Here is an 18,241-nt window from a genome sequence, read left to right on the forward strand (position 1 = left end):
CCCCATCCATTTCGGAATTTCAGACATGTCTTCCGTTTCCCAGCAATCTTCACTCGGTGAGCAGTCATCCGGGCACAGCAATCAGGTCTCGGGTGCCGCGCGCCTCGGAATGGGCCTCGTCGAATTCATCGTCACCATAGCGGTCATGACCGCAAGCATCGCGCTGGCGATCGACAGCATGCTGCCGGCTTTGCCGGCCATCGGCCGGACGCTCAACGTTGCCAATGCCAACGACACGCAACTCGTGATCGGCGTCTTCTTTCTTGGATTCGGTCTCTCCCAGATCTTTTTCGGAAGCCTCTCCGATACATTCGGTCGCCGGTCGGTGCTGCTTGCGGGCCTTGCCCTCTTCAGCCTGTCGATGTTCGCCGCCTCCTGGGTCGAAAGCATCGAAGCGCTGCTGTTGCTCCGCTTCGTTCAGGGTATCGGCGGTGCCGCCGTGCGCATTACGACCATGGCGATCGTCCGCGACTGTTTCGGGGGCCGTGAGATGGCGCGCGTCATGTCCTATGTCATGATCGTCTTCATGATCGTGCCGATCGTCGCCCCGACGCTTGGCCAGCTGGTGATCGCCTATGCCGATTGGCACTGGATCTTCATCCTGATCGGCGTCGTCGGCGCGGCCCTTTTCGTTTGGGCACTTACCCGAATGAAAGAGTCGCTGCCGAGGGAGGAGCGCCTGCCGCTTTCAGTCGGCGCGGTTTTGTCCGGTTTTCGTACGGTCCTTACAAACCGCATCACCTGTGGCTACATGATCGGTATGACTCTGTTCACGGCCGTCATTTGCGCCTATGTCGTCAGCGTCCAGCAGGTCTTCGGTGAAGTCTACAATCTCAGCGACTGGCTGCCGATCGCCTTTGCGGGCACCGCGGGCGGCATTGCGGTCGCGAACTTCGCCAATGGCTATTTCGTGCGCAGTTTCGGAATGCGGCGCATCTCGCACACAGCCATGATCCTCTTCACCGTCGTCGCGGCAATCGGATACGTTCTTTCGCTCGCGGGCACTCCGGCTTTCACCATCAGCTACCTGCTGTTTTCTCTTTTGCTGATGTTCTTTGCCGTCATCGCCACCAACTTCACCGCCATAAGCCTCGAACCCATGGGGCATCTCGCGGGAACAGCAACCGCGATCACCGGTTTCGTCTCGACCACCGGCGGTGCGCTGATCGGCGGCGCCGTCGGCCAGCTCTTCAACGGCACGCTGCAGCCACTCTTCGGCGGCTACGCTCTTTTCGGAGTGCTGACCATCCTCGCAACGCTCTGGGCCGAAAACGGGAAGCTGTTCACCCATCCGGGCGATAGCGATACGACGCACGAACACGGCGGCGGCCATTTGTGACGAAAGAACCCGCCCGGCAATCGGGGCGGGTTCCATCTCGCCGGCGATGTCTTCCGATCAGACGGTGAAGACCTCTCGCCGCAATTCCTGCCAGCTCTCCTTGTCGGTCGCCAGAAGCAATCCGCCATCCGTATGCGCCGGCAGATAGCGCGAACCGTTGAAGCGAGCCGCATAGGCGCCGGCCTCTTCGGCGATCAGGGTACCGGCAAGGTGATCCCAGGGCATCAGCTTCTGGTACATGAGGAAGTGCAGATGGCCCCCGGCGAAGATGCGGTATTCATGCGCCGCGCAGCGATAACTGGTGGCCATCCGGACCTTGGCCATATTTCCCATGACGATACGGCGCTCGGCCTGCTTGTAGAACCCGGCCGAAGCAACGCCAACCATGTTCTCAACAGGCACCCCCGCGGTAACCGATAGCCTCTCCTGCGTGCCGTCGGCCCGGCACATCCACGCACCGGAACCTCGCTCTGCGATTACCCAGTCGTTTCCGAGCGGATCGTAGATGATCCCGGCAACGGTCTCGCCCCCCGCGACGACGCTCGCCATGACACCGAAGAGCGGCAGGCCAGCAGCGAAATTGAAGGTGCCGTCGATCGGATCCACGATGATGGCCAGATCGGCGCCGGCTAGCTTCTCAAGCAGGGCGGGATCAGCGGCCACGGACTCCTCGCCGATGAACACGGCCCCCGGCGCGATGGAGCCGATCTTCTCCTTGATCAGCCTCTCGGCTGCTTCGTCGCCTTCGGTCACGAGGTCGATCGCTTCCGATTTCATCCGCACGTCGCCGGAGCCCAGATTGCGAAAGCGCGGAAGGATCTCCTTTACCGCCGCCTCTTGCAGTAGGTTGGCAAGTGCGGCGATGTCGACGGAATGGCTCATTCTTAAGGCTCCGGAGAGAGGGACTGGAAATCGAAAAGTTTCGGGTCGAGCAGATGCGAGGCATTCACATGTCCGAGCGCGCGAAGCATCGTATCCTTGCGGCCCGGCATGCGCCGCTCGATATCGGAAAGCATCGCCTTCATCGCGTTGCGCTCGAGCCCGTCCTGCGAACCGCAAAGATCACAGGGGATGATCGGAAACTCCATGGCAGCGGCGAATTTCGCGATATCGTCTTCCGCCGCATAGGCAAGCGGCCGAAGAACCATCAGGTCGCCCTCGTCGTTCAAAAGCTTCGCCGGCATCGACGCGAGGCGCCCGCCATGGAAAAAGTTCATGAAGAACGTTTCGAGGATGTCCTCGCGGTGATGGCCAAGCACCAAAGCGTCACAACCCTCCTCCCGGGCAATGCGGTAAAGATTGCCCCGCCGAAGCCGCGAACAGAGCGAACAATAGGTGGCACCCGCCGGCACCTTCTCCTTTACGATCGAATAGGTGTCGCGGTATTCGATGCGATGCCTGACCCCTATCGACTGAAGATAGTCGGGCAACACATGCTTCGGAAAATTCGGCTGTCCCTGGTCCAGATTGCAGGCCACAAGCTCGACGGGAAGCAGACCACGCCACTTCAGATCCATCAGGAGTGCAAGAAGGCTATAGCTGTCCTTGCCGCCCGACACGCCGACGAGCCATCGCTTGGAGCCCTTGAGCATGCCGAAGTCGTCAAGTGCCTGACGCACCTGCCTGAGCAGGCGCTTGCGCAGCTTGTTGAAGGAGACGGAGGACGGCATGCGGGAGAAAAGCGGATGGGCACCGGCGTCGAAGACGGCCTCTTCGCCGGCGGAGATCTCCGTCGTTTCGTTCAAGGATGATTGTGCGAGTTCCATGGCGGCAGTCTCGGGTTCTGCTGGCGACGGTGACGCGCCCTGCTGTAGTCGTTACCAGCACTTGCCCCGTACGGTAGCGAAGATCAAGGAAAAACAGACCGTGGGCGGCCAACGACCGCTGAGGCCGCCGATCAACCGCACTTACGGTCCGAACACCGACCAGCCAGTCCGCGCAGCCAGCATCTCCAGCGCCAGCGATCCCAGGAGCGAATTGCCATAGTCGTTGAGGCCCGGCGACCAGACGGCAATGGATGCCTTGCCCGGCGCCACCGCCATGATGCCGCCGCCGACGCCGCTCTTGCCGGGCAAACCGACCCGGTAGGCGAAGTCGCCGGAGCCGTCATAATGGCCGCAGGTAAGCATAAGCGCATTGATGCGTCGCGCGCGCTGGCGCGAAACGACCGAATGGCCGGTCAGTGGATTGGTTCCGCCGGCGGCAAGAAACAGCCCCGATCTGGCAAGCTGGCTGCAGGTCATGGCGAGTGCGCAGTGATGAAAATAGACGCCGAGCACATGTTCGACCGGATGATCAAGGCAGCCAAATGACCGCATGAAATTCGCTAGCGCTATATTGCGATATCCGGTTGCGGCTTCCGAACGCGCGACCTCATGGTCGATTACGATATTCTCGTCGTCCGCAAGATAACGAACGAACCGCACGATCTCGCCGATCAATTCTTTCGGGGTATGGCCGGCAAGAATGAGGTCGCTTATCCTGATGGCACCGGCATTAATGAACGGGTTGCGCGGCTTGCCACCCTCATGCTCGAGCTGGACAATCGAATTGAAGGCCGAGCCCGATGGCTCGCGACCCACCCGGCTCCAGATGTTCTCGCCGTGCTTGCCCAGCGCCAGCGTGAGCGTGAACACCTTGGAGATGCTTTGGATGGAGAACGGCACCTCAGCGTCGCCGGCACGATAAAGCTCCCCGCCGGTCGTGACGACTGCCATGCCGAAGTGGCGCGCATCGACTCGTGCAAGCTGAGGAATATAGTCCGCGACCCTGCCTTCGCCGAGGCGCGGCGTCAGTTCCCGATAGATGTCGTCGATGATCGACTGAAGGCCTTTTTGCTGTTCTAGATCGCGCATGATGCACTTTCTCACTTCGGAAGCGTCGTCCAACATCTTCCTACAAAAAAACCGCCCGTTTCCGGGCGGTTTTAAACTCGTCAGGCGCGGCCTGATTAACGCGAATAGAATTCGACGACCAGGTGCGGTTCCATGATGACGGGGTACGGCACGTCAGCGAGAGCGGGAACGCGAACGAAGGTCGCGACCATCTTGTTGTGATCGGCTTCGATATAGTCAGGAACGTCGCGCTCGGCCAGCTGCACGGCTTCGAGAACCGTAACGAGCTGCTTGGACGATTCCTTAACTTCGATGACGTCGCCCGGCTTGCAACGATAAGAACCGATGTTGACGCGAACGCCGTTGACCTTGACGTGGCCGTGATTGACGAACTGGCGCGCGGCGAAAACGGTCGGAACGAACTTGGCGCGGTAAACGATCGCGTCGAGGCGAGACTCGAGCAGGCCGACCAGGTTTTCCGGGGTGTCGCCCTTGCGGCGAGATGCTTCGGCGAAGATCGCACGAAACTGCTTTTCACGGATATCGCCGTAGTAGCCCTTCAGCTTCTGCTTGGCGCGCAGCTGCACGCCGAAGTCGGAAAGCTTGGACTTGCGGCGCTGGCCGTGTTGACCGGGGCCATATTCACGGCGGTTGACCGGGGACTTCGGACGGCCCCAGATGTTTTCGCCCATGCGGCGGTCAATTTTATACTTGGACGATTCGCGCTTGCTCATCGCATTTCCCTTCAAAGTGTTATGCCGGCTTGTTACCAAACCGGGTCAAGGAAACACGCCCTCCTCTGAACCCATTTTAGGATTCTGACAGGCCTCTCACGATCACGCTGCCGGAGAAGCCACGGGACATGTCAAATGAAACACCGGACATTGCTGCCCGGCGTTGAGCGGGTCTTTAAGCACTGGGCTCCGAATTGTCAACGGAATATGACAGGAACAATGGCGAATTCAGCCGTATTTCGGAACGCAGCTTCATTCGGCAGCCGCGCATGTCGAGTTCCCAACGTCGAGCGCGCTGGCGTCGCCCGGCGCCGTCTCCCGGCCGAGATCCGGGAAAGCGACGATGCGCCTGCCGGAGAAATCCGCATGCACGACGATCAAAGCCTGCTCTTCGAAATAGCCGAGCAAGCGCCTGGCGCGGCGTGCCGAATGCGTTCCGTAGGCACGCGCGATCATCGCATCCGATGGGCACGGCAGCCCGCGCAGCGCCGCATGGGCCAGCATCAGGAAAACCGCCTGCAGGTCTTCCGTCACCCGGTCGGCCAGCCCAAGGGCCAAGGCCCAGGCTTCGCTCGCCGCCGTTTCGGCGTCGACGCCTGACCGGGCGACCGCCATTTTGCGACGAAACGCGCTCAAGTAGAGCGCGGGTCCGGGAACGCGGCGAATGCGGCAACGAACGAGAAAATCCTGAAAGAGTTCCGCATCAGGCCTGAAGGCGGCCTCGGGATTTGCGACGATCTCGGCGAAGAGGCCGTTGATCAGAGCGTCCCGCTCCGCTGCTGAGATTTCCGGCTGCGCCGGCTTGACCTCTGCCGGCGCTGCAGCCTCCGGCCTGGGACGCGACAATTCGGCGAGTATGTCGCTCGCGGGCCGCGGTTGCGGCGCTGCGCGGCGGATGGCCGGACGGGTAAATTCCTCCGGATCGGGCGTGAAGATCAGGTCTGCCACGTCCTGCGGTGCTTCCGGAAGCGGCATCAATTTCGGGCTCATGGAGCGCGCCGAGGTCTCGACCGAACCGATCGTCACCCTCAAAGGGCGACGGGACAGCGCGGGACCGAGCGCCACGAAAGAGCCGCGCTTCAGGTCTCGAAACATCTCGGCCGTGCGACGATCCATGCCGAGCAGGTCCGCGGCGCGCAGCATGTCGATGTCGAGAAAGGTGCGCCCCATCAGGAAGTTCGACGCTTCCGCCGCAACATTCTTGGCGAGCTTGGCCAGGCGCTGCGTTGCGATAACGCCGGCAAGCCCGCGCTTGCGGCCGCGGCACATGAGATTGGTCATGGCGCCGAGGGAAACCTTGCGTATTTCCTCCGAAACGTCCCCGCCTACCGAGGGCGCGAACATCTGCGCCTCGTCGACCACCACCAGAACGGGATACCAATATTCCCGATCTGCATCGAACATTGCGTTCAGGAACACGCCGGCGCTGCGCATCTGCTGCTCGACGTCCAACCCTTCGAGTGACAGCACGCAGGAAACGCGGTGCTGACGAATACGCGTCGCAATGCCGATAAGCTCGGTATCCGTGCGCTCCCCCTCGATCACGACATGGCCGAACTTGTCGGCCAATGTCACGAAATCGCCTTCCGGATCGATGATGCACTGCTGCACCCAAGGCGCGGATTGCTCGAGCAGACGGCGCAGCAGATGCGACTTTCCGGAGCCGGAATTGCCCTGGACCAGAAGACGCGTCGCCAGAAGCTCTTCGATATCGAGCGAGGCCGAAGTCCCTTCGGACGTCGTTCCCATGTCGATGCCGACTTTCATCCTTACCTCTTCAAGCAGATTGATTCGCGACCACCGATGGGCCACTAAACCGGGCAATACCTAGCACGGATCCTATCCTCGCGAGCCGCCGATTATGAAAACCCACAGGGAATAATCGGTTGCTGCGCTTAGCCGAGAGAACCAACGGCTGCGACTTTCAGGCCAAAACCCTGCATCAGCCGGCGCGTGGCGAAATCGGGCTTGCCGGACGTGAAGATCGCCGGATCCTCGCCATTCAATGGCTCGAATCCGTTCGGAAGCGGCACCAGCGAGCGCGCTCGCCTCGCAATCGCCTCGGCCGGATCCAGCCAGTCGACCGGCCAGGGCGCGAGTCGACGGAAAACATTGGCCACGAAAGGATAGTGCGTGCAGGCGAGCACAACGATATCGGTTCTCTTTCCATCCACCTCGACAAAGCAAGGCGCGATCTCGGCGCGAACCGCATCATCGGTCAATGCTTCACCCCGGATATAGGCCTCAGCCATGCGTGCAAGGTTCTCCGACCCGACCAGCCTGACATGGCATTGCGAAGCGAAGGACTGGATGAGATCGCGTGTGTAGGCACGCTTCACTGTGCCCGGTGTCGCGAGCACCGAAACGAGGCCCGAACGCGTACGCTCGGCCGCAGGCTTGATAGCCGGCACCGTGCCGACGAAGGTCATTTGCGGATAGACGATGCGCAGGTCCGCCCCGACGAGGGTGAATGCCGTATTGCACGCGATGATGCAGATTTCCGGATCGTGCTCGGCGAGCAACCGACCGAAAAGCGCGATCACGCGCTCCTTCAAGGCGCCCTCCTCCCAGCCGCCATAGGGAAACCCGGCATCGTCGGCGACATAGATAAAGTGGCGCTCCGGCATCAGAACGCGCGCCTCGCGCAGCACAGTCAGGCCACCGATCCCGCTGTCAAAGACGAGGATGGGCTTCAGCTCAGTCTTTGTCACCGCCGCTATGTTCTTTCCTGCTGTATCCGGGCGGTGCGGCGGAGCCACGCGGACTTTCGCGTGTGAAACGGTCGAGCGACGAGATGACGCCGCGCAGCACCTGGATTTCCGACTCGGTAAAAGATGGTCTGGTCAGAACCGCGCGCAGGTTCTCGACCAATTTCGGCTTTTTATCGGCGGAACGGAAATAGTTGCGCGCGTCGAGCGCCTCCTCCAGATGCTCGCAGAGCCCGTGCAACTGTTCCTTGGTCGCCGGCCGCTGCTCGCTTGGCTGGAAAAACGTCTCGTCTTCAGAGGCCATTCCGGTCTTGAGCCACTCATAGGACATCAGCAGCACGGCCTGGGCAAGGTTCAGCGAAGCAAAGGCAGGGTTGACCGGGAAAGTCACGATCTCGTCGGCGAGCGCGACTTCGGCATTGGTCAGACCGGTACGCTCCCGGCCGAAAATGATCCCGACCTTCTGACCGACGCTGAACCTCTGGCGCAGTTCCCGCGCGGCGACGATCGGCGAACGCACGGGCTTGAAGCCGTCGCGGTCGCGTGCCGTAGTCGCATAGACGAAATTGAGATCGGCGAGCGCCTCTTCTAGCGTTTCGTAAAGCTTGGCACCGTCGATCACATGATCGGCGCGGCTGGCAGCGGAACGTGCCTTTTCACTCGGCCAGCCGTCGCGCGGGCTCACGAGGCGCAGCTCGGACAGGCCGAAATTCGCCATGGCGCGCGCCACCATTCCAATATTTTCGCCAAGCTGCGGAAAGGCGAGAATGATCGCCGGGCCTTCCGTCAAAAGTTCGCGCTCGCTGTTGGTGCCTGCCATTTCTGCCTTGCCTTCTGTTCGGCGCTTCCCTCGCATATATGAACACGAATTTAAAGACCGCGCTCCTCGCCGACGGGCGGCGGCGGAAAATGGAGGCGCCCGAGCGAAACGGCGACCATCTCCAGCCCAAGGCCGGCATCGTCGCGCGACACTGGCAGGTGACGTTCTATCGGACCGGCGACGCTGTGGGACTGGTAGAAATAGCCAGCTGCGTTTTCGCGCACCTTGCCGGCGAGCTTTAGATTTTCTTCTATCCGAGCCGTGAAGGCCGCGGGGTCTTTCATTGTCTGCGACATCTTCCGCGCGACGATTCGCGCCCAATAGGTGCATCCCATGAACACGGCCAGCGTCTGGCGCACGTGCCCCGGTCGGGTGACGAGCTGCCAGGAAACGCCGAGCGGCTTGGCGGCCGCGGTGAGATCCCTGTAGGCACGATCGAGCGCCTGCGACCGGCTGACCAAATTCAGGCCGGTCGTTCCCTTCTTTGCCTCCTCGAGCAGGTCGACCAGCCTGTCGCACCAATTCCTGATTGCGGCATCGAGCGTCGTGCGGGTACTCGTCGGGAACACCACGAAAGCCACAGCAGCACCGGCCACGGAGCCGATCAGCGTTTCCTCAAGGCGCAACTCCAGAAGTTGCGGCGTCAAAACGCCCAGGAGGCTGTAGGCGAGAGATAGTACGACCGAGACGAAGAAGGTCATGGTCGCGTAGGAAACCGGGAGAAAATAAAATGCCAGGAAAATGCAGGCGGCACCCAATGGCAGGACGACATAGATGTTCCCGCCGATGGCGCTTGCCGCAGCAAGTCCGACGATGATGCCCGCAAGCGTGCCGGCCGACCGCTGCAGGGCCTTGACTACGGTGTCTCCGCGCGAGCGCGTATTGGTGAAGACGAGGAAGGCGGCGAGGACTGCCCAGAACCAGCGCTCGCGCGAAAGCATCAGGCCAAACACCATCGCGATCCCCGAGGCAAGCGTGATCTGGATTGCATTGCGTAAAGCCGGGTTCGCGATGGAAAGGCGAGTGGCTGACAGCTTTGGTGGTTGAGCCGAAGGCAGTTCCTCGAGGTCCTCCTCCCTGATGCCGGCCAGGCTCGAATGCAGTCGTTCGCGGACCGAATGAAGCCAGAGCAAAGCTTTGGCCGACTCGACCTGTTTGACGTTCTCTCCGTCAAGGGACAGCATCCGTTCTTCGATGGTCTTCGCATCGCGCGCCATCACCGCCTCGACGAGGGCCGCAGGCGGCATGGCCTGAAGGCTGAGTACGATCACGCTCTCCGCGGCGAGGTGAATGTCGAAGAGCACTATGGCGAGGTCCGCAGATGCGGCGCCAGGCTCCGGTGCCGGGCGGCTGCTGTCCATGGGGATAAAGCTCTCCGCCATCAGCACGGATTCCTTCAGCCGCTCCTCGAGCGCGTGCAGCCTGCGGCGATCGGCAATCCTCGATTTCCGCGCGGCGGCCACGATCCCGAGGAGAATATCATCCACCCTCTGCTGGACGCTCGCGATCGCCCGCAAGAGGTCACGGTACCGGTCGTCCGGGAGCAGGACCGTCCGCACCAGATGCGCGACGGCAGCCGAAATTCCGGCGCCGAGAACGAGCGCCGGCAACTGGTCGAGAGACGGCCGCAGATAGGCTCCTGTGAAATAGGACATGAAAGCGAACATGCCGACGGCGAACCAGCGTTGACCGAAGGCGCGGCCATAGACGGCCACGAAGATGATGACGAGAAAAACAAAGTCTGAAATGTGCCGGTGGTCTTCCAGGGCCGAAGCGAGCGTGACCATTGCGACCGCGGTGACGACCGCAAGAATGCGTGTGACCAATTGTTCCGATGCGGTCCTGTCGCGAACTGCCAGACCGCCTTCGATCGACAGCGTTATCGCAAGCCCATAGGCAGCCGGCGGAAGCGATGTGACGATGAAATGGAAAAGAACGAGCAGCGCGGTTGAGAACACCACCGTCGCGGTAATGCGCGACGCCTGCCTCAGCCGGGATAAGGCCGGGTCGTTGGCCAGCAGCCAGTCCCGCAAGCCAAGCCTGAACGTCATTGCGCCTCCGCCGATTTGCGCTTCACGGTGTCCCGCGTTCGTAGGATAGCGGCATGGGTAAGACAACCCGAGCACGCCGCCGTTCAATCCTGAATAGCCGTTCCGGCGTCCTTTTCAAAGCTGCGAGGCAAGCGGGCGCCGGTCTGAGCGGAGCGTGCAGCGGCACGAAATCCAAGGGCCGCGCCTTGGTCCAAAGTTTCGGCCGAGCATGCTTTGCCTTGCCGGCTCACAGTGCTATAGGGCTCTGGATTTCTCCCACGGGGGGCATCGCGCCGATGTCCCGCAAAGCTACGAGGCATATCAATGGCAAAGATCAAGGTCGCCAATCCGGTCGTCGAACTCGACGGCGACGAGATGACCCGCATCATATGGCAGTTCATCAAGGACAAGCTGATCCATCCCTATCTCGACCTCGATCTCGAATATTATGACCTCGGCGTCGAGAACCGCGACGCAACCGACGATCAGGTGACGATCGACGCCGCGAACGCGATCAAGAAGCACGGCGTCGGCGTCAAATGCGCAACGATCACGCCGGACGAAGGCCGCGTCGAGGAGTTCAAGCTGAAGAAGATGTGGAAGTCGCCCAACGGCACGATCCGCAACATCCTCGGCGGCGTCATTTTCCGCGAGCCGATCATCTGCAAGAACGTGCCTCGCCTCGTGCCCGGCTGGACAAAGCCGATCATCGTCGGCCGCCACGCCTTTGGCGACCAGTATCGCGCGACCGATTTCAAGTTTCCGGGAAAGGGCAAGCTTTCAATCAAATTCGTCGGCGAAGACGGCCAGACGATCGAGCATGACGTTTACGACGCGCCGGGCGCCGGTGTGGCACTCGCCATGTACAATCTCGATGAGTCGATCACCGAATTTGCGCGCGCCTCGTTCAATTACGGCCTGCAGCGCAAGGTCCCCGTTTATCTCTCGACCAAGAACACCATTCTCAAAGCCTATGACGGCCGCTTCAAGGACATTTTCCAGAAGGTGTTCGAGGAGGAGTTCGCCGACCAGTTCAAGGCCGAGAAGCTCTGGTACGAACATCGTCTGATCGACGACATGGTCGCCTCGGCGCTGAAATGGTCCGGTGGCTATGTCTGGGCCTGCAAAAACTATGACGGCGACGTCCAGTCCGATATCGTTGCGCAGGGCTTCGGCTCTCTCGGCCTGATGACTTCCGTTCTGATGACGCCGGACGGCAAGACGGTCGAGGCGGAAGCTGCGCACGGCACGGTCACCCGCCACTACCGGCAGCATCAGAAGGGCGAGGAAACCTCGACCAACTCGATCGCCTCGATCTTCGCCTGGACCCGCGGCCTCGCGCACCGTGCCAAGCTCGACGGCAACACCGAACTTGCGAAGTTCTCGGAGACGCTGGAGCGCGTCTGCGTCGATACGGTCGAATCGGGCTTCATGACCAAGGATCTGGCGCTGCTCATCGGTCCCGACCAACCCTGGCTGTCGACCACCGGCTTCCTCGACAAGATCGACGAGAACCTCCGGAAGGCCATGGCGGCCTGACGCCTGCTTCATCGCCGATATTCGGAAACCCGGCCTTGCGCCGGGTTTCTTTTTGGCCTGGGCCACTATACGACGCCGATGCTCCGAACATCATATCGCCCTCGCGCGCTTTCCCCAACCGTGTTCAAGCCACGGATCGATCTGGCAAATCCCGCTGACCTGACACAACCCGCCGGCGCGCTTGTGCGGCATGGCGACTCAGATAGGCTGAGCATGCCCGGCACGTACGATCCCGCCAACGTGGCCGATCCGGACCATGCCCGATTCCCTCATGCCCAAGACGGTCAGCATTCTCGAGGAAGGATATGGTCCCGCCCGTCTGAAAACGGACGCGCTCGCCGGTCTGACGGTTGCAATCGTGGCACTGCCGCTCTCCATGGCGATCGCCATCGCCTCGGGCGTTACGCCCGATCGCGGACTTTATACCGCGATCGTCGGCGGCTTCGTCGTTTCGCTGCTAGGCGGCAGCCGCGTCCAGATCGGCGGTCCGGCCGGCGCCTTCATCGTGCTCGTCGCCGCCACGGTTGCGCGGCATGGCGTCGACGGCCTGCTGCTCGCAACCCTCATGTCCGGGTTCATGCTGATCGCCGCCGGTTACCTCAGGCTCGGGCAATACATCAAGTTCATCCCCTATCCTGTCACGGTCGGCTTCACAGCAGGGATCGCGGTCATCATTTTTGCAAGCCAGCTTCGCGACCTCTTCGGCCTGACGCTTGCCGGCGCGGAGCCCGGCCCGATCGTCGACAAAGCCGTGGCCCTCGCTCAGGCAGCCGGAACAGTCAATTGGGCGGCGGTGCTGACCGCGGCGCTTACCGTCTGCCTCATTCTCGTGCTGCGGCGCTTCAGCCGGCGAGCGCGACGGCAACCGCCTCGATCGCCTCGGCTGCGCGTCCGCCGTCCGGACCGCCCGCCTGCGCCATGTCCGGGCGCCCGCCACCTCCCTTTCCGCCGAGTGCAGCGGAAGCGACGCGTACCAGATCGACAGCGCTTACTTTCGACGTGAGATCGTCAGTCACGGCCACGACTGCGCTTGCCTTGCCGTCGCCGCTGACGCCGACAAAGGCAACCACGCCCGACCCGAGCGTCTTCTTGCCGTCATCCGCAAGGCTCTTCAGATCCTTCGGCTCGACGCCGGAGACCACCCTTCCGAGGAACCGGACACCGCCGATCTCACGGGCAGCCTCGCCGGAACCGTTCTGACCGTCACCGGCGAGCGCAAGCTTCTTCTTCGCCTCGGTAAGTTCCCGCTCCAGCTTTCGCCTTTCGTCCAGAAGCGACTCGACCCGCCCGAGAACGTCCGAGGGCTGAACCTTGAGTGCCGCGGCGAGTGCCTTCACCCGCTCATCCTGCTCGCCGAGATAGGCACGCGCCGCCTCCCCGGTCAGCGCTTCCACCCGGCGGACACCGGATCCGACCGCGCTCTCAGAGACGATGCGGACGAGGCCGATGTCGCCGGTGGCGGACACATGCGTGCCGCCACATAGCTCCACCGAATATGCCTTACCCGCTTTGGAGCCGTGCAGGCCCTGCCCCATGGAGACGACCCGCACCTCGTCGCCGTATTTTTCGCCGAAGAGCGCCATGGCACCCTCGGCGATCGCATCGTCGACGCTCATCAGCCGTGTGACGACCGGCGTGTTCTGGACGATGATTTCGTTGGCCATCTCCTCGACGACCTTCAACTCCTCCGATGTCATGGGCTTCGGATGTGAGACGTCGAAGCGAAGGCGCTCAGGCGCAACGAGCGAACCCTTTTGGGAAACATGGGTGCCGAGCACCTCACGCAGCGCCTCGTGCAGCAAGTGCGTCGCGGAATGGTTGGCGCGCAAACGCGTACGGCGCGCATGGTCGACCGCCAAGGCAGCCGCTTCGCCGGTCTTCACGCTGCCTTCCTCTACGACGCAATAATGGACGAAGAGCCCTTCGCCACGCTTCTGCGTGTCGGTGACGGTAAGCTTGCCGGATTCGGTGGTCACGACGCCGGTGTCGCCCACCTGACCGCCCGACTCGCCGTAGAAAGGCGTCTGATTCAAGACCAGCTGTACCGTCTCGCCCTTTGAGGCGGATTCAACCACGGTGCCGTCCCGGACGATCGCCTGAATGACGCCTTCCGCCGACTCGGTGTCATAGCCGAGGAAGTCGGTTGCACCGTGCTTGTCCCTGAGCTCGAACCAGATGGTCTCGGTCGCGGCATCGCCGGAGCCGGTCCAGTTGGCACGGGCTTCGGCCTTCTGCCGTTGCATGGCGGCCGTGAATGCGTCCGTATCTACGCCGATGCCTTTGGCGCGCAAAGCATCCTGCGTGAGGTCGAGCGGGAAGCCGTAGGTGTCGTAGAGCTTGAAGGCAGTCTCGCCGTTGAACTGATCGCCTTCGGAAAGATCGGCCGAAGCTTCCTCCAGAAGGTTGAGACCGCGCTCCAGGGTCTTGCGGAATCGGGTTTCCTCCAGCTTCAACGTTTCGGAGATCAGCGCTTCGGCACGGACGAGTTCCGGATAGGCGCGGCCCATCTGGCCTACCAGTGCCGGCAGGAGCTTCCACATCAGCGGATCCTGCGCGCCGAGCAATTGAGCGTGGCGCATGGCGCGTCGCATGATCCGGCGCAGCACGTACCCCCGGCCTTCGTTCGACGGCAGAACCCCGTCGGCGATCAAAAAGGCGGAGGAACGCAGGTGGTCGGCGATCACGCGATGGCTCGCGCGACGGTCGCCTTCGGCCTTGACACCTGTTGCTTCCTCGGACGCCGCAATCAACGCCCGGAAAAGGTCGATGTCATAATTGTCGTGTTGTCCCTGAAGCACGGCGGCGACGCGCTCCAGCCCCATGCCCGTGTCGATCGAGGGGCGTGGCAGGTCTACGCGCTCTTCTTTCGTGATCTGCTCGTATTGCATGAAGACGAGATTCCAGATCTCGATGAAGCGATCGCCGTCTTCGTCCGCCGAGCCGGGAGGGCCGCCCCAGATATGGTCGCCGTGGTCGTAGAATATTTCCGAGCACGGCCCGCATGGACCGGTGTCGCCCATGGCCCAGAAGTTGTCGCTCGTCGCAATGCGGATGATGCGATCGTCGCTCAAGCCGGCGATCTTTTTCCACAGGCCGAAGGCTTCGTCGTCGGTGTGGTACACCGTGACGAGAAGACGCTTGGCATCGAGACCGTATTCCTTGGTGATCAGGTTCCAGGCAAGCTCGATGGCCCGCTCCTTGAAATAGTCGCCGAAGGAGAAGTTTCCGAGCATCTCGAAGAAGGTATGGTGCCGGGCGGTGTAGCCGACATTATCGAGATCGTTATGCTTGCCGCCGGCGCGCACGCATTTCTGCGCCGTTGCCGCGGTCGAATAAGGGCGCTGCTCGAGCCCGGTGAACACGTTCTTGAACTGCACCATACCCGCATTGGTGAACATCAATGTCGGGTCGTTGCGCGGCACGAGGGGGCTGGACGGTACGACCTCGTGACCGTTCTTGCGGAAATAGTCGAGGAACATCGACCGGATTTCATTCACGCCGCTCATCTTGCGTCCTATCTGTGTACCACTCCGGCGAGCCAACCTTGCCGTTGCCCGCCTCAGTCTCAAGCCCGCGACCTGTCGCTGTAGCCGCATCCTCCCGCGGCCGCAGCCGCCAGAACCACAGGCTTTTATCGTCCGCATATCATGCTGTCCAGCGGCCATCAAAAAACCGGCCGTGACGACGGCCGGTTCTGGATGCTTCAGCGAGAGGATGCCCTCTATTACATATCGGCGGCTTCGTCGCCTTCGCTCTCCGGTCCGCCATTTTCCAGGAACCGGTCGGCAATGAGACCCGCATTCTGCCGCAGAGCGGTCTCGATTTCGCGCAACAGTTCGGGATTGTCCCGCAGGAAGAGCTTGGCATTTTCCCGTCCCTGGCCAAGCCGCTGGCTGTTATAGGAGAACCAGGCCCCCGATTTTTCGACGATGCCCGCCTTGACGCCGAGATCGATCAATTCGCCCGTCTTCGAAACGCCTTCGCCGTACATGATGTCGAACTCCACCTGCTTGAAGGGGGGTGCCATCTTGTTCTTGACGACCTTGACGCGGGTCTGGTTGCCGACGACTTCCTCGCGCTCCTTGACCGAGCCGATGCGCCGGATATCGAGGCGCACCGAAGCGTAGAATTTGAGCGCATTGCCGCCCGTGGTCGTTTCAGGCGAGCCGAACATTACGCCGATCTTCATGCGGATCTGGTTGATGAAGATAACCATGCAGTTTGACTTGGAGATCGAGGCCGTCAGCTTGCGCAGCGCCTGGCTCATGAGACGCGCCTGCATGCCCGGCAGACTGTCGCCCATCTCGCCCTCGATTTCCGCACGCGGCACGAGTGCCGCAACCGAGTCGACGACAAGAACATCGATCGCGCCGGAGCGGACCAGCGTATCGGTGATCTCCAGCGCCTGCTCGCCGGTATCAGGCTGTGAAATCAGGAGATTCTCGAGATCGACGCCGAGTTTGCGCGCATAGATCGGGTCGAGGGCATGCTCGGCATCGACGAAGCCGCAGATGCCGCCCTTCTTTTGTGCCTCGGCAATGGTCTGAAGCGCCAGCGTGGTCTTGCCCGAGCTTTCCGGACCGTAGATTTCGACGATACGGCCCTTCGGCAGGCCGCCTATGCCGAGCGCAATATCGAGGCCGAGCGAACCGGTGGATACGGTTTCGATCTCGACCACACTGTCTTTTGCTCCGAGCTTCATGATCGATCCCTTACCGAACGCACGTTCGATCTGAGAAAGAGCCGCTTCAAGTGCCTTGCTTTTGTCCACCGATTTGTCCTCTACGAGCCGCAAAGAATTTTGTGCCATTGGTCCACCTTTAGGTTATTGGAGCTATCGAGGCAATGAAGCCGCCGCAGACGTTTTTGTACATGTTTTGTTCCATTCTGGCAATGGCAGATCAAATCATTGAAAACGTTCGGTTCCTTTCATTTCGTTCGGTTCTTGTTCACCCTGTCTCATCCACTGCATTCGCCGGTTGAGCGTGAACGCACGGGGGCTTTTATACTCCGCCCCGATTCGTCTCGCGATTCACCATGGATCAAATCCGGCCAAAGCCATAAAACATGGACTTGACCGTTGGATCGGAATGCCGCGAAAGAGAGCAACGTCGCACTTTGCTACGCACGTGTTCGAGGACCAGATGCCAGTACAGATGACGCCGCGGAATATAGCTGTTTTCGGCGGCGCACACATCGATCGTCGCGGCCGGATCAGCGGTTCAACGGCACCGGGCGCGAGCAATCCGGGCACGTGGTTCGAGGAAGCCGGCGGCGGCGGCTTCAATGCCGCCAGAAATCTCTCGCGTCTCGGCCATTGCGTGACCATGATCGGCCCGCGTGGCGGCGATGCCGCCGGCGACATCGTGGCAGCCGCGGCGGAAGCTGCGGGTGTAATCGACCGCCCCTTCATTTTCCTGGATCGGAAGACGCCGAGTTATACGGCTATTCTCGAGAATGACGGCAATCTCGTCATCGCGCTCGCGGACATGGATCTCTATGCTCTGTTTACGCCGCGCCGGCTGCAGCAGCGGGCAACGCGAGAGATCGCGACTGCGAGCGAGCTCGTGCTGATGGACGCCAATCTGCCGCCGGAGACATTGGCGTCTCTCCTCGGTTCAGCCGGGACGGATAAGCGGTTGCGCGCGGGAATCGCGGTATCTCCGGCAAAGGTGGTCCGTTACCGCGAATGCCTGGCTGGGCTCGATTTCCTGTTCATGAATGAGGCCGAAGCACGAGCGCTAACCGGTGCCGAGCCCGCAACCGCCGAGGAATGGCCCTTGCTGCTGCGCTCCGCCGGCCTCTCCGGCGGCGTTGTGACACGCGGAAGCCGGGCCGCGGTCGCCTTTGATCGCGAGGGCGCCTGTCTCGGCCGCCCGCCGGCTCTCCCGGCACTTGCCGACGTTACCGGCGCCGGCGACGCGCTCGCCTCGGGTTTTCTCTCCGCCCGCCTCGCAGGCGGTGACATTTGCGCCTGCTTGCGACACGGCATCGCAGCAGCGGTGATAACGCTGCATTCCCCCCTTGCCGTATCCGAAGATTTGTCGGCCGAGAGGCTGGAGCAGGTGCTGCAACTTGTGCCGGGAGCGGAAATGCTGTCATGAGATTTGGCGGCTGAATTGGGCGCCGGTCACGTTCATGAGTTGAGGTGGATCGACCCCGACAATTATGTGACCCGGGCACCGGAATCGACCAGACCTCTCGCGAGCTTGCCTCGAAGAGGTCGTCACTGAAGGA

The 18,241-nt window shown here is 61.6% G+C and carries 13 protein-coding genes and 1 pseudogene; 4 read left to right on the forward strand and 10 right to left on the reverse strand.

The features are described 5' to 3' along the window. Positions 1 to 25 precede the first annotated feature (25 nt). Entirely contained in the window at positions 26 to 1,339 is a 1,314-nt protein-coding gene (locus FB009_RS19375; protein ID WP_018208315.1) for a multidrug effflux MFS transporter, read from the forward strand. A 57-nt stretch (positions 1,340 to 1,396) separates the two neighbouring features. On the opposite strand, the gene FB009_RS19380 is transcribed toward FB009_RS19375, so the two are convergent. The 8 genes from FB009_RS19380 to FB009_RS19415 all read right to left on the reverse strand — a co-directional run bounded on the left by FB009_RS19380 (position 1,397) and on the right by FB009_RS19415 (position 10,486). Further along, a complete protein-coding gene (locus FB009_RS19380; protein ID WP_011975664.1) occupies positions 1,397 to 2,221 on the reverse strand; it encodes an inositol monophosphatase family protein in 825 nt (274 codons plus the stop codon). Between the two features lie 2 nt (positions 2,222 to 2,223). After that, complete coding sequence (gene ttcA, locus FB009_RS19385; RefSeq protein WP_011975665.1) at positions 2,224 to 3,105, reverse strand: tRNA 2-thiocytidine(32) synthetase TtcA; 882 nt, start codon at positions 3,103 to 3,105, stop codon at positions 2,224 to 2,226. Positions 3,106 to 3,246: 141 nt separating this feature from the next. After that, positions 3,247 to 4,194 carry a glutaminase gene (locus FB009_RS19390; protein ID WP_011975666.1) on the reverse strand — a complete coding sequence of 316 codons (948 nt, stop codon included), beginning with the start codon at positions 4,192 to 4,194 and terminating at the stop codon, positions 3,247 to 3,249. A gap of 95 nt (positions 4,195 to 4,289) precedes the next feature. Beyond that, positions 4,290 to 4,907, reverse strand: coding sequence for a 30S ribosomal protein S4 (rpsD, locus tag FB009_RS19395; protein ID WP_011975667.1), 618 nt, complete (start codon positions 4,905 to 4,907; stop codon positions 4,290 to 4,292). 252 nt (positions 4,908 to 5,159) lie between these two features. Continuing rightward, positions 5,160 to 6,674: an ATP-binding protein gene (locus FB009_RS19400; RefSeq protein ID WP_145161903.1), complete on the reverse strand. Its 1,515-nt coding sequence runs from the start codon at positions 6,672 to 6,674 to the stop codon at positions 5,160 to 5,162. Positions 6,675 to 6,802: 128 nt separating this feature from the next. After that, the gene (gene murI / locus FB009_RS19405; RefSeq protein WP_011975669.1) at positions 6,803 to 7,618 is read right to left on the reverse strand and encodes a glutamate racemase; all 816 of its coding nucleotides are present in this window, start codon (positions 7,616 to 7,618) and stop codon (positions 6,803 to 6,805) included. Further along, the gene (locus tag FB009_RS19410; protein WP_011975670.1) at positions 7,605 to 8,435 is read right to left on the reverse strand and encodes an RNA methyltransferase; all 831 of its coding nucleotides are present in this window, start codon (positions 8,433 to 8,435) and stop codon (positions 7,605 to 7,607) included. Before FB009_RS19410 ends, murI begins: the two co-directional genes overlap by 14 nt. Before the next feature lie 50 nt (positions 8,436 to 8,485). Then, positions 8,486 to 10,486: an FUSC family protein gene (locus tag FB009_RS19415; RefSeq protein ID WP_011975671.1), complete on the reverse strand. Its 2,001-nt coding sequence runs from the start codon at positions 10,484 to 10,486 to the stop codon at positions 8,486 to 8,488. A 303-nt stretch (positions 10,487 to 10,789) separates the two neighbouring features. Here FB009_RS19415 and FB009_RS19420 point away from each other — a divergent pair, with 303 nt between their 5' ends. After that, a complete protein-coding gene (locus tag FB009_RS19420; RefSeq protein ID WP_018012482.1) occupies positions 10,790 to 12,004 on the forward strand; it encodes an NADP-dependent isocitrate dehydrogenase in 1,215 nt (404 codons plus the stop codon). A gap of 256 nt (positions 12,005 to 12,260) precedes the next feature. Further along, positions 12,261 to 12,845, forward strand: a pseudogene (locus tag FB009_RS19425) (SulP family inorganic anion transporter); the annotation flags it as partial. Between the two features lies 1 nt (position 12,846). Here FB009_RS19425 and alaS read toward each other — a convergent pair. Together alaS and recA are read right to left on the reverse strand one after the other, a co-directional pair. Beyond that, positions 12,847 to 15,510 (reverse strand): alanine--tRNA ligase, encoded by a 2,664-nt coding sequence (gene alaS, locus FB009_RS19430; protein WP_018208308.1) that lies wholly within the window; start codon positions 15,508 to 15,510, stop codon positions 12,847 to 12,849. A 218-nt stretch (positions 15,511 to 15,728) separates the two neighbouring features. After that, positions 15,729 to 16,814, reverse strand: coding sequence for a recombinase RecA (gene recA, locus FB009_RS19435; RefSeq protein WP_011975674.1), 1,086 nt, complete (start codon positions 16,812 to 16,814; stop codon positions 15,729 to 15,731). A 346-nt stretch (positions 16,815 to 17,160) separates the two neighbouring features. Here recA and FB009_RS19440 point away from each other — a divergent pair, with 346 nt between their 5' ends. Continuing rightward, positions 17,161 to 18,108 carry a carbohydrate kinase family protein gene (locus FB009_RS19440; RefSeq protein WP_020487358.1) on the forward strand — a complete coding sequence of 316 codons (948 nt, stop codon included), beginning with the start codon at positions 17,161 to 17,163 and terminating at the stop codon, positions 18,106 to 18,108. The last annotated feature ends 133 nt before the right edge of the window (positions 18,109 to 18,241 follow it).

The organism is Sinorhizobium medicae (genome assembly GCF_007827695.1).
Classification (GTDB): Bacteria; Pseudomonadota; Alphaproteobacteria; order Rhizobiales; family Rhizobiaceae; genus Sinorhizobium; species Sinorhizobium medicae.